The following is a 12,455-nucleotide window of genomic DNA, read 5'->3' as shown; positions in this document are numbered from 1 at the left end:
GTAATGTGTTATGGTCTGAAAATCCTCCTCAGAGTCAAATACTGTTTAAATAACAGGGGGTGAAACTAAACACGCCCAAACTGAGAGAAAAATTTATTAATGAAGAAAAACAGATACACACTTGCCGATATTAGTACATCGGCATATTTTTTCATACAATATTACACGAGGTGAAATGAATGGAGCAAAGAGATAGGTGGGCAACCAAACTTGGTTTGATTTTAGCTATGGCAGGAAATGCCATCGGTCTCGGCAATTTCTGGAGATTCCCCTACCAGGCAGCCAAATACGGTGGCGGCGCCTTCATGATACCATACTTCGTAGCACTGTTCCTCCTCGGAATTCCAGTGATGTGGATTGAGTGGGTCGAGGGTAGATACGGAGGCAAGTATGGCCACGGTACTCTAGGTCCGACGTTTTACCTGATGGCCAGGGAAAGCGTAAAACCCAGAACAGCGGTTATCTTCGGAATGATCGGCGGTATGCTTGCATTTTCAGTTACATCACTCCTAAACGGCTATTACCTCCACATCGTCGGATGGTCTGCAGCTTATACCTACTTCAGTGCAACGGGAGCATACATGGGTGCAAGTAGTACCTACGATTTCTTTGTAAATTACATACAGAACACCCCCCAAGTATTGGTATTTTGGGCTATCTCTGTTGGCCTCCTTGGCATCGCAGTAGGACAAGGTGTTAGCAAAGGTATCGAGAGATGGGTAAAAGTCATGATGCCAGCTTTGTATGTAGCGGCCATCTTACTGGTTATAAGGTCTCTCACCCTTGGTTCACCAGTGAAGCCGGAATGGAGCTCAATTAAAGGATTTGAGTACCTCTGGGAGCCGAGATTCAGTGATGTGAGCTGGGAAGCTGCTTTAGCTGCGGCAGGACAGATATTCTTCACGCTGTCACTTGGTATGGGTATCATACAGAACTATGCCTCTTACCTTGGCCCAGAAGATGACGTTGCCCTTAGCGGTCTCGCTACAGTCTCGCTCAACGAGTTTGCTGAAGTTATCCTTGGCGGCTCAATAGCCATCCCAATAGCCTTCGCTTATCTCGGTCCAGAGGGTGTAAAGGCCGGAGTAGGACTTGCTTACTTAGCATTACCCAATGTCTTTATGAACATGCCTGGTGGCCAGCTATTCGGAGCACTCTGGTTCTTATTGCTTTGGTTCGCCGGTTTCACATCAGCTATAGCCATGTATAACTATCTTGTCGCCCTGCTTGAGGAGGATCTTAAGATCAACAGAAAGATCGGTTCCGCAATAATCTTCGCACTGTACTTCATAATAGGTTTACCAATAGCCCTTGACAAAACACTCTTGCTATTAACTGATCTCGACATGTGGGTTGGCAGCTACCTCCTCGTAGTGCTTGGGCTCTTTGATATCATAGTTGGTGTATGGTTATTCAAACCAGAGAACTTCTGGGAGGAGCTCCACAGGGGAGCTTACATCAAAGTCCCCGAGTGGGTCAAGCCGATAATCAAATACATAGCACCGCTGTACGTCCTCATACTGCTCGGGAAGAACACATGGGACTACTTCAACAACGGCACCATAACAATGTCCCAGAAGTACCTTGAGTACCTCGTCAACAATGAGGCCCTCATAAGCACCACAACTGAATACGCAAGAAAGATTGTCATTGAGTCAAGGGCAGTGATAATATTAGTGCTCATCATCGGTGCAATTGAAGCATACATGGCTATCAAGAAGAAGTACGGTGAAGAGCTAGAGAAGAACGAGGTAATAATAAAGCTCTGAGGTGGTGAAAATGAAGGCAAGTGCTCTGGCATTTATGGCCCTTGCATGGGGCGTAATATTAATCTGGATGTACTTAGCTGTGGGCAAGTTGCTCAAGGCAGAGCAAAAATCTTAAAGCCCTTTTCTTTTCTTTATAATATTTAGAGGAGGTGTTCTTTGTGAAAAGCCCAGAGCTTCTTAGAGAAACTGCAAAGGTTTTAGAAGAGACTGAGGAAAAAATTAAAGGTTTAACTTCCCTCTCACCAAAGCGGAAACAGATCGCCTTAAAAAAGATAAGAGAGGCAAAAGAGAACTTTAGAAAAATTGCTGATGATGTTGTCATCGATAATGAAGAACTCGCCAACTTTTTCTTGAAGCGTGCTGTTAAGCTGAAAAACTCCACAAACAATAAGAGCATAGAGCGACTTGGGGAGAAAGAGTACCTGAAAGACGTTGAGGCAATGTTTAGATACTCCAAGGCGGCACCCTATGATTTTGCCGGGCTTATGAAGTATGTAAATAGAGCCTACAAGGCGTATGTGTGGGGGATGGTGAGCTTTTTTGTTGTAACCGCGTTCCTGCCTGTGGAATTTAAAATAACCTCATTGATATTGCTAATCCCAATATTGTTGTCCCTTCTGAGTTTAAGGAAAAGGGGATACACTGGCCTTATGCTGGCTTTTGCTGCAATTCCAATTCCACTGATAACAGGTGCCCTCGCAGTGAGGGCTTATATCGATGTGTTTATCAACCCCACCGCACTTCAAGAAGCCGCTCAAGGATTGGGGGTGTCTACAACTACCGCCCAAATCGTCGCTGGAGTAATGGTGCTCTTTGGAATTGCCGAGCTGGTGTTGTTGAGCTATGCCATATACATGTTCTACAAGCACAGGCACGCGTTCCTTTGAGAAATTAAAAAATAGCTCTCAATAGAGAGCTTCGTTTCCTTTTTCTCCAGTTCTTATTCTTATCGCTTCATAAACAGGGAGGATAAATATCTTGCCATCCCCGGGTATACCTCGTCTAGCATTCTGGATTATTGTATCAACCACTTTTTCAACATCCTCATCCTTAACGACTATCTCTATCTTCATCTTGGGCATGAGCTCATAGGGGGGCACTCCACCCTGTACGCCCCTACCCTTGACGGGGTAGGCAGTCATAGGGACTACTCCCATCTGTTTCAAAGCCCTGTGGACTCTATCAAAATCCTCTTCCCTAACAACGGCTTCAATCTTTTTCATAAACTCCACCAAATATAATTAGGAAAGAAAAGAAGATAAACTTTTCTAACCCAGGTATTTCAAAGCCCTTTCAAGTCTCTTCTTTGGAATTCTTGTTTCTTTTGCCAGTTTCACTAAATCGGCATTTTTAAGGTCTTCAATGCTTCTAATCCCAGCTTTCTTTAGCTTTTCAACGGTCTTTGGGCCTATACCCTTTATAGCCAGAAGCTTTTTCTCGAATTCTTTTTCTTCCTTTGTTATCTCTTCAAGTTCAAGCTGACGTTTGGCTTTACTGCTCTCCCACCTTTCCTCCAAGTTCTGAGCACTTGCAACGCTTATGCTTTCCCCTTTCTCCTCTTCCTCTAAGGGAATTTCCGGCGGTTCAATGTAATCGGGAACACTCGGAGGCTCTTCACTCACGTAAACCTCGATGTTTATTGGGTGAAATGGATTGTCAATTTCCTCAATATCTTCCAAGAACTCTTTTTCTTTAAATTTGCCGCTCTTGAAGTACTCCTCCAGAGCATTTGCCAGACGGTGGAAGTAGTTTGCATGCTCCAAAAGGCGCTTCTTTCCGTATTCCTTCGCCTGACCCGTTGTGATGAGGAAGGGCCAATCACTGCTCTCAATAAGCAAAAGTTCCCTTCCAAGCTGCTCAAAAACTCTATCTCCGAATTCGTCTTCATGGAGATATTTGCTTGCAAGAGCAACCATCCTTCTCTCTGCAAGATGTATATGCTCCCACATCCACTCCACTTCTGGATTCCACCATGTGTAATGAGTCCCATACATTCCCCAAGAACCCTCGGGGAGTTCTATTTCATACCTCTCCCCCCGGTAGTTCTCCAGGAACCTTGATATCGTCGTGGTTTCTATTCCCGCTTCTTCCATGAGCTCCAGTACCCTTCCAAGCCACTTAACCCCTTCAAACCACCAGTGGCCAAAGAGTTCTGTATCGTAAGGCGCAACCACTATGCCTTTTTCTCCGTATTCCCTCTTATATTCTTCCAAGAGAGAGTTAACTAAGCTTACAAAGTGTCTTGCATGTTCTTCAACTCTCTCCAAGGCTTTTTCCGGGACATAGGGTTCTTTTCCTCCAAGGCCAACTTCTTTGGACGTAACTCTCCAGTACTGCCCTCCGCTCTTCTCTGCTTTTTTGTGGAATTCCCTGTACCAGAAATCTCCCGGGTAACCTATGTCGGCACTCCAGACCTGAAGCCCAGTCTCCCTGTTCCTCGCGAACACAGCTATGTCCGTTCCCTTTATGAAATAAGGTCTTAGCGTGGACTTCTTAGTCTTTGCAGGGAGAATTTTTCCATAACCAAAGCTCGCGGGACCCTCGTCTATTAAGTGGCTCTCAACAAAGAAAAACTTCAGCCCATATTTCTCCAAGAACTTTTCAATCCCCTTTCGCCATACGATTTCTCCACTGCTCGGACTTTGCCATAATCCCTCTGGTCTGTAAGCACATTCTGGGAGCCATATTCCTCTTGGCTTCCTTCCAAAATGCTTCTCGTAAGTGAGAACTCCATTGGCAATTTGTCCTTCAATGGCTTCATCTCTCTCCAAGAGGGGCAGATAGCCGTGAGTTGCTCCAGATGTTATTATCTCCACGTAGCCTTCATCCTGGAGCTTCTTGAGAACCCCAAGTATGTCCCCGTTTATTTTCCTCCAGTACTCATAAACTTTGGTAAAGTAATCGAGCATATAGGAGATTGCATGCTTGAGCTTTTCATCTTCGTATTTCTTCAAGTCCTCGCGCATGGCATTGAGCTTTCTTTCCATGTACTCCTCAAATCCCTTCTTTATGTGCTCATCCGAAAGCTGCTCGGCCAGTATTGGCGTAACACCAATTACCAGCTGAAACTTTACTCTCTTCCTCTTAAGCCTCTCGAACTCCATCAGAAGAGGCAGATACGTCTCGGAGATGGCTTCAAAGACCCACTCTTCACCAAAAGGCCATCTGCCATGTTTTCTCACATAGGGGATATGAGTGTGTAACACAAACGTAAAATATCCTCTGACCATAAAATACCACCTCTATGCTGTAATTCTTTTGAAATTTACTAACTTTTGAGTATTTAACAATTTCGGAATAGAAATCCCTTTTGTGGTTTTAACAATGGTTCATGACCTTTTTCTTTTTCTCAAGCCTCGCCCTTCAGGGCGGGGAGGAGGTCAGAGCGAGATGTCTCTAATAAAAGAGAGCAATCAACACCATACTTTAAAAGGCATTTAAAACAACCTTCTCATAGGTGGGAAGTATGAAGCAGGAAATGAGCAGTGTCGACATCAAGTACATAGTGGAGGAACTGAAGTCCTTGGAGGGAGCTTTGATTGACAAGATATATCACGATGGAGAGCAGATTAGGATAAAACTCCGCGTGGCGGGAGAAGGAAGAAAAGACCTTATTATTGAAGCGGGAAGGAGGATTCACCTAACAACCTACATAAAAGAAGCCCCACAACAGCCCTCTTCGTTCACAATGCTTCTCAGAAAATACCTGAGCGGCTCAAGGCTCGAAAAGATAGAACAGCACGATTTCGACAGAATAGTAAAGCTCAAGATAGGGGAATACACACTAATAGCCGAGCTCTTTAAAAGAGGTAATATTATCCTCGTTGATAAAGACAACGTTATAGTCTCCGCCCTAAGGTACGAAGAGTTTAAGGACAGGGTGATAAAGCCAAAACACGAGTACAAGCTTCCCCCCGCGAGAGAAAATCCCATTGATATTTCCTGGGAGAAGTTTAAGGAACTCATATCATCTCAAGAAGTTGAGATAGTCAGGGCTCTGGCGAGAAACCTCAATATGGGAGGGCTATACGCGGAGGAGATTCTTTTAAGGGCTGGGGTGGAAAAAACTAAAAAAGCCAGTGAACTGAGTGAAGACGAGCTCAGGGTGGTCTTTGACAAAATGAAAGAAGTTTTTAATTCTCCAAAGAATCCGAACATAGTGTATAAAGACTCCGCACCCATAGATGTTCTTCCGATTGAGCTCAAGTGGTATGAAGGCTATGAGAAAAAATTCTTCGAGACTTTTAGCGAGGCTTTGGATGAGTATTTTGGAAGAGTTCTTATCGAGAGCGCGAAGCTTGAGAGAACCAAGAAGCTTCAAGACAAGAAGAGATCCCTAGAAGTTACCCTCAGAAAACAGGAAGAAATGATAAAAGGTTTTGAAAAAGAAATGCAGGAAAATCAGGAAATTGGTGACTTAATATACGCTAACTTCACTTTTGTGGAAAATCTCCTAAAGGAACTTTCAAAGGCAGTTGAAAAGCTTGGATGGGAGGAGTTTAAAAAGAGAATAGAAGAAGGTAAAAAATCAGGCAATAAAGTTGCCCAGATGATAAAAAGCGTAGATCCAAAAGAAAAGGCCGTGACAATAGAACTGGAAGGTAAAAAGGTGAGGCTTTATCTCGACAAGAGCATAGGGGAAAATGCCGAGATATACTATGAAAAGGCCAAAAAAGCCAAGCATAAACTTGAAGGGGCCAGAAAAGCTCATGAAGACACCCTGAGGAAAATAGAGGAGATAGAGAAGCTCATAGAAGAGGAAGAGAAGAAAGAGCTTAATGTGAAAAAGCTTGAAAAACGTAAGAAAAAGTGGTTTGAAAAGTTCAGGTGGTTCATAAGCAGTGAGGGCTTTTTGGTGATAGGAGGAAAAGATGCCACAACGAACGAAATAGTCGTAAAGAAGCATATGAGTGAGAACGACCTCTACTGCCATGCTGACATCTACGGGGCCCCACACGTGGTAATAAAAGATGGCAAGAAGGCCGGTGAGAAAACGATATTTGAAGCCTGCCAGTTCGCAGTTTCAATGTCAAGGGCATGGAAAGACGGGATATATTCGGGAGACGCCTACTGGGCAGACCCAAGCCAAGTTACAAAAAAAGCTCCAAGCGGAGAATACCTGGGCAAAGGAGCCTTCATGGTTTATGGAAAGAGGAACTGGATGCACGGGCTACCTGTGAAGCTCGCCATCGGTGTAGTAGAGTACGAAGGAGAGAGACTCCCCATGTGCGGGCCCGTTGATGCCGTTAAGGCTCATGCGGATAAGTATATCGTCATCCGCCCGGGAAGAACAAAAAAGAGTGAACTTGCTAAAAAAATAGCTAAAATTTTCGAGAAGTGGGGCTACAAAGTGGATCTTGACGAGTTAATGCAAATCCTACCCCCCGGAAACGGTGAGATTGTGGAGGTGGTAGAATGATAAACCTCTACGCAATAGCCCAGAGAGAACTCGCAAAGGACTTGCTCTTCGAGGTTGACGATGAAGTGGTTACGTTCTCTGTAAAAGGGCTGTTTCATAGGTAGTGATAAATGGAACTTTTGAATTCTTTTGTTTTCCGTAATTTTTAAATAGTCTCTAATTATACTTCCTTGTGGTGAAGCAGTTCCCAGAATGTGGGGTTTGTCAAGCCCGAATGGGGACTGTCGAGAGCCTTGAAGATGTGGGGAGTCTCCGTTCCCCCCGAAAGCCAGCCAATGAAGACGGGAGGCTGGAAGGTCAGCCGTGCTGATGTTTACGAACTTTACACAAATTACGACTGACCAGAACGGTTATGATAGCAAAGACAAACTCAAAGGGTTATAATTTCTCTTTTATCGAGATCACGGACAATGAATTTGTGCTGGCAGTCCAGATGAAGGGATATGTGATTTATATCGGCTTAGAGAGCGACGAAATACTTGACGAAGATGCATATCCAGAAATCGTAAGGGCATTGATAAACCACCTCTTGCCTGCCCTTCATGCCCTTGTCAAAGAGGCCGAGAAGAGCTATACCGGGAAAGCAGATTTGCTTTTAGACGATAATATGAGCCCTGAAATGAAGGAATTCTTTTATGAGCTGCTCTTAAAACACAAAAAGGGATTGCCAACGCACGAGCAGGTCGACGTTGCGTAGCAAAGGTTTTAAAGAATTCATCATAGGGACGAACCATGAGAAAAACCAAATACTACTCATATGTGGTTGGAGAACTCCCAAAGGGATGCCAGCTGTGCGTTCAGGGGGCGAAGCTGGTACTCTTTACGACTGGGGTTTGCCCCAGAGATTGTTTCTACTGCCCCCTCAGCCCTTGGAGAAGAGAAGACGTCAGCTATGCAAACGAGCGACCAGTAAAAAGCATAGATGATATAATAGAAGAGGCTAAAATTCAAGTCGCCTTAGGCGCTGGGGTTACCGGGGGGGATCCGCTTTCAAGAATAGATAGAACTGTAGAGTACATAAAAGCTCTAAAAGAGAACTTTGGTGAAAAGTTTCATGTTCACCTCTATACCACCGGAGCGCTGGCCACGAAAGAAAACCTTGAAAAGCTTTATTCTGCAGGTCTGGATGAAATACGCTTCCATCCGGATATTTTTAATCCCAGCTCAAAGCTTCTCCAGAAAGAGCTTGAGAACATAAAGAATGCTTTTGATTTTGATTGGGACGTCGGCGGAGAAGTGCCGAGCGTTCCTGGGCAGGAAGAAAGGATTAAGTGGTTCGCCGAGTTCTTAGATTCCCACGGAGCAAAGTTCCTCAACATAAACGAGCTTGAGTTCAGTGAAACCAATCTGGATGCACTCCTCTCAAGAGGACTTAGAACCGTTAGCAACGAAAGTTCAGCGATAGCGGGAAGCCTCGAACTGGGGCTGAAAATCCTTGAATGGGGAGAAGAAAACACCTCCCTGAACTACCACCTATGCACAGCCAAGCTTAAGGACGCTGTTCAGCTGAGAAACAGACTCAAGAGGATGGCAAAGAATGTTGCCAAACCCTATATGGAAATCACTGAAGAGGGAACCTTAAGGTTCGGGATTGCGGTGTATGATGACTTAATGGAGCTCTATACCTTGCTTGTAGAGGAAGCGGGAGTTCCGGAAGAGTGGCTCTACATAAACATGGAAAAGGGAAGGATTGAAATGCCCATAGAGGTCGCGGAAGAGCTCGCCGATGCTATAGAGGGAGATGTAAAGTTCTACATAGTCGAGGAGTATCCGACGTGGGATAGGATAGAGGTCGAGAGGATTCCGCTGCCGTGATATCTCATCTGTTAAAAAGGTGCTAAAATTAGAAATCAGAAAAAAGGAGAAACGCTCAGCTCTCGACTTTCTCAATTCCTATCTTTGCCTCAACTTCCGGCCACTCGACAACGTATCCCTTTGCTTCCTCGAACCTAACCTCAACTGCCCTTGTTTCTCCCTTTATGTAGTCAAGCATCTCCTGCAAGAGCCCTTTGTTTTCGTCAGTTGTTTCAATGTACACCATTATTCTGTCATTGACGTCTAAGTCGAGCTGCTTTCTCATCTCCTGTATTCTTCTCACGAATTCCCTCGCAAGTCCTTCCATCATAAGCTCCCTTGTGAGTGTCTTGTCAACAAAGACCTTGCCGTGATCGAATTCTTCTCCAACGAGGAAGTCTGGGAGTTCTTCCTCAACGATAATGTGCTCTCTTTCGATTGTAAACTCCTTGCCTTCTATTTCCACTTTCAGCTTTCCTTGCATAAGCTTTTCATAGAGCTCCCTGTCGTCCTGCTCCTCAATCCACTTTGCAATTAACTTTGCATCTCCCTTGAAGTGAGGCCCGAGTTTGGCGAAGTTGGGCTTTACTCTTATTTCTCTCTCAACCTTGGCTACCTTGACTTCTTTAGCATTGAGCTGGTCTTTGAGGAGGTAGTTAAGCCTTTCAACGGCTTTCTTTGTTGTTTCGTCCTCGGTCTCTATGAGTATCTGCCTCACAGGATAGCGGAGTTTTATCTTTGCCTTCTGTCTCGCCGCAGAGCCAGCTTCCACTATTTTTCTGACTATCTCCATTTCCTTTTCAAGCTCTTCATCTACCCATCTCTCGTCTTTCTTGGGCCAGTCTTCGAGGTGAACGCTCTCCTTTCCGCTGAACGGTCTTATGAGGTTCTGGTAAATTTCCTCGGTGATGTAAGGTGTAACTGGTGCCATTAGTCTGAGCAGAACGTCAAATACCTTCCACAGCGTCCAGTAAGCGGCAAGCTTGTCAGGGTCATCTTTCTCAATCCAGAGCCTCTTTCTTATGAGCCTCACGTACCACCTGCTCAGGTCTTCTGTTACAAAGTACTCTATTGCTCTCGTTGCCCTTGTGAGGTAGAATGTCTCTATTCCATCTTCAACAGCGCTTATGAGGGTGTTTACTCTCGAAAGTATCCACCGGTCCTCCTCTCTAAACGGAAGCTCCTCTGGGTTGACTTTTGTGGGGTCGAAGTTGTCCAGGCTCATGTAGGTCGAAGCCAGGATATAAACGTTCCAGAGGATGTTGAGCATTCTCTTAACCTGCGCAAGCCCCTTCCAGCTGAACCTCAGGTTTTCCCATGGAGTTGTTGCCCAGAGCATGTAGAATCTGAATGGGTCTCTTCCTTCCTTCTGGACAACTTCCTCCGGCCTTATTATGTTACCAAGGCTCTTGCTCATTTTATCTCCCTTTTCGTCCAGAACGTAGCCGTGCATTGCAACCTTCTTGTACGGAACGGTGTCAAATGCAACAACGCTTGCCGCCTGCTGGGAGTAGAACCACTTTGTAACCTGGTCTTCTCCCTCAACTATGAAATCCGCTGGCCAAAGCCTCTCGAAGAGGTCTTTCCTTCTCGGATAGTCAAGAGAAGCCCAGCTCGCTATTCCACTGTCGAACCAAACATCGAGGACGTCTTTGACCCTCTTCATGTCTCCTCCACACTTGGGGCACTTGAGGGTCACTGTGTCAACCCATGGCTTGTGGAGGTCTACTTCGTGAAAGTCCTTCTCTATTGGCTCCTTGCTCATCTCTTTGAGCTCATCAAAAGACCCTACTACGTGGATGTTACCGCATTCTTCACATACCCAGATTGGGAGGGGTATTCCCCAGTACCTTTGCCTTGAGATGCACCAGTCTCCGCTGTTCATGACTCCGTTGTCGTACCTTATCTTTACCCAATCTGGATACCAGGTGACGTTCTTGTCGTTTTCTTCTATTATTTTGTCTTTAACCTTGCTAATCTTTAGGAACCACTGATCTGTAGCCCTAAATATCAGCGGAGTCTTACAGCGCCAGCAGTGTGGATACTTGTGCTCTATTGTGCCAGCCTTCACAAGGAGACCCTTTTCTTTGAGATACTCTATTATCTCCGGATCAGCATCTTTAACGAACTTGCCTTCCCACTTTCCTTCGACGTACCTTCCTTCATCGTCGAGAGGTGAGTAGATTGGCAAACCGTACTGCTTTCCTACCTCAAAGTCTTCTTCACCGTGTCCTGGAGCGGTGTGGACTAAGCCAGTACCGTCTTCGAGAGTTACATGCTCTCCCAATATTACGCGGTGAGCCCATTCGTATTTTTCTCTAAACTCCTTCTGTCTCGGGTACTCCTCCAGAAACGGATGCACATACCTTAAGCCCTCAAGTTCTTCGCCCTTGAATTCTTCCACGATTTCTCCCTTGACACCGGCTTCATGGAGAACTCTTTCAACTAATGCCTTCGCTACTATCCAGTACTCTTCCTTTCCATCGAAGGATACCCTCACTTTTGCATATTCATATTCGGGGTGAACTGTAACGGCCAAGTTAGCCGGTAAAGTCCACGGCGTTGTTGTCCAGATAAGGAGGTACTCATTTTCTTTTCCTTCTATCGGGAACTTCACGTATATGCTTGGGTCTTCCCTTATTTTGTATTCTCCCCTGACTTCGTGTTCAGCCAAAGCAGTCTCACATCTGGGACACCAGTGGAGAACCCTCTGATCCTTCTCTAAAAGTCCCTTCTCCCATGCTCTCTTTAAAGTAAACCAAGCTGATTCTATGTACTCATTCTTGATCGTCATGTAGGGGTTATCCCAGTCCATCCAAACTCCAAGCATCTTAAACTGCTCTGTCATGATTTTGAGGTTCGTTAAAGCGAACTCCTTACACTTCTTTATGAAGTTTTCAACGCCAACCTTCTCTTCTATGTCCTTCTTGTATTTCAATCCGAGGGCCTGCTCAACTTTAACCTCTATGGGCAGACCGTGCATGTCAAATCCGGGCTGCCTTCTGACGTTATAGCCCTGCATGGTTCTGAATCTTATCACCATGTCCTTGATTATTTTGTTCCATGCAGTACCCAGGTGTATAGCGCCACTCACATATGGTGGTCCATCAAGAAAATAGTAGTCCGGTCCGTTTTCTCTTGCTTTTTTCACCTTGTTGTAGACGTCATTTTCTTTCCAGAATGCTTCTATTTTTTCCTCTAAGACCTGCGGATTATACTCCCTCATCTCTGGCTCCTTTATCATACCAAAAACCTCCTGGAATTTGTAGAATAAGCTAGATCAGCAGAATAGCCCAGGGAATCATGGGCAAAATGCACGGCGAAGGATAAAACCCTCCCCCCTCATGGGCATCGGTCAAAATTGCAGAGTTCCGTTTATAAATCTTTTGCCAAAGAGGGCGTGTTTAGTTTCACCCCCTGTTATTTAAACAGTATTTGACTCTGAGGAGGATTTTCAGACCATAACACATTAC

General features: G+C 45.1%; 9 protein-coding genes. 6 read left to right on the top strand and 3 right to left on the bottom strand.

The features are described 5' to 3' along the window. The first annotated feature begins 179 nt into the window (after positions 1 to 179). Together GBV73_RS08835 and GBV73_RS08830 are read left to right on the top strand one after the other, a co-directional pair. Entirely contained in the window at positions 180 to 1,769 is a 1,590-nt protein-coding gene (locus tag GBV73_RS08835; protein WP_152880831.1) for a sodium-dependent transporter, read from the top strand. A 158-nt stretch (positions 1,770 to 1,927) separates the two neighbouring features. After that, on the top strand, positions 1,928 to 2,656 hold the full coding sequence (locus GBV73_RS08830; RefSeq protein ID WP_042700823.1) for a hypothetical protein: 729 nt from the start codon (positions 1,928 to 1,930) through the stop codon (positions 2,654 to 2,656). Positions 2,657 to 2,674: 18 nt separating this feature from the next. On the opposite strand, the gene GBV73_RS08825 is transcribed toward GBV73_RS08830, so the two are convergent. Together GBV73_RS08825 and GBV73_RS08820 are read right to left on the bottom strand one after the other, a co-directional pair. Continuing rightward, complete coding sequence (locus GBV73_RS08825; protein WP_152880833.1) at positions 2,675 to 2,992, bottom strand: P-II family nitrogen regulator; 318 nt, start codon at positions 2,990 to 2,992, stop codon at positions 2,675 to 2,677. Positions 2,993 to 3,037: 45 nt separating this feature from the next. After that, positions 3,038 to 4,999, bottom strand: coding sequence for a 1,4-alpha-glucan branching protein (locus tag GBV73_RS08820; protein ID WP_152880829.1), 1,962 nt, complete (start codon positions 4,997 to 4,999; stop codon positions 3,038 to 3,040). A gap of 236 nt (positions 5,000 to 5,235) precedes the next feature. Here GBV73_RS08820 and rqcH point away from each other — a divergent pair, with 236 nt between their 5' ends. From rqcH to GBV73_RS08805, 4 genes are all read left to right on the top strand, one after another. After that, complete coding sequence (rqcH, locus tag GBV73_RS08815) at positions 5,236 to 7,188, top strand: ribosome rescue protein RqcH (protein WP_152880827.1); 1,953 nt, start codon at positions 5,236 to 5,238, stop codon at positions 7,186 to 7,188. A 194-nt stretch (positions 7,189 to 7,382) separates the two neighbouring features. Continuing rightward, positions 7,383 to 7,529: a hypothetical protein gene (locus GBV73_RS11170; protein WP_172967220.1), complete on the top strand. Its 147-nt coding sequence runs from the start codon at positions 7,383 to 7,385 to the stop codon at positions 7,527 to 7,529. Positions 7,530 to 7,540: 11 nt separating this feature from the next. Further along, positions 7,541 to 7,885 carry a hypothetical protein gene (locus tag GBV73_RS08810; protein ID WP_253910340.1) on the top strand — a complete coding sequence of 115 codons (345 nt, stop codon included), beginning with the start codon at positions 7,541 to 7,543 and terminating at the stop codon, positions 7,883 to 7,885. A 35-nt stretch (positions 7,886 to 7,920) separates the two neighbouring features. Next, on the top strand, positions 7,921 to 9,003 hold the full coding sequence (locus tag GBV73_RS08805) for a radical SAM protein (RefSeq protein WP_152880825.1): 1,083 nt from the start codon (positions 7,921 to 7,923) through the stop codon (positions 9,001 to 9,003). 55 nt (positions 9,004 to 9,058) lie between these two features. On the opposite strand, the gene ileS is transcribed toward GBV73_RS08805, so the two are convergent. Next, positions 9,059 to 12,226 carry an isoleucine--tRNA ligase gene (ileS, locus tag GBV73_RS08800; RefSeq protein ID WP_152880823.1) on the bottom strand — a complete coding sequence of 1,056 codons (3,168 nt, stop codon included), beginning with the start codon at positions 12,224 to 12,226 and terminating at the stop codon, positions 9,059 to 9,061. Positions 12,227 to 12,455: the final 229 nt, after the last annotated feature.

Source organism: Thermococcus sp. 101 C5, from assembly GCF_009372125.1.
In the GTDB taxonomy this organism is placed as follows: domain Archaea; phylum Methanobacteriota_B; class Thermococci; order Thermococcales; family Thermococcaceae; genus Thermococcus_A; species Thermococcus_A bergensis.
Note: the sequence above shows the minus strand (reverse complement) of the source record. Positions and strands in the feature narration are given on the sequence as shown.

Bases quoted from the DNA above. Each gene is read 5' to 3' on its own strand.
- GBV73_RS08835 (WP_152880831.1), top strand. From the start codon at position 180: ATGGAGCAAAGAGATAGGTGGGCAACCAAACTTGGTTTGATTTTAGCT.
- GBV73_RS08825 (WP_152880833.1), bottom strand. From the start codon at position 2,992: ATGAAAAAGATTGAAGCCGTTGTTAGGGAAGAGGATTTTGATAGAGTC.
- GBV73_RS08820 (WP_152880829.1), bottom strand. From the start codon at position 4,999: ATGGTCAGAGGATATTTTACGTTTGTGTTACACACTCATATCCCCTAT.
- rqcH (WP_152880827.1), top strand. From the start codon at position 5,236: ATGAAGCAGGAAATGAGCAGTGTCGACATCAAGTACATAGTGGAGGAA.
- GBV73_RS08810 (WP_253910340.1), top strand. From the start codon at position 7,541: ATGATAGCAAAGACAAACTCAAAGGGTTATAATTTCTCTTTTATCGAG.
- GBV73_RS08805 (WP_152880825.1), top strand. From the start codon at position 7,921: ATGAGAAAAACCAAATACTACTCATATGTGGTTGGAGAACTCCCAAAG.
- ileS (WP_152880823.1), bottom strand. From the start codon at position 12,226: ATGATAAAGGAGCCAGAGATGAGGGAGTATAATCCGCAGGTCTTAGAG.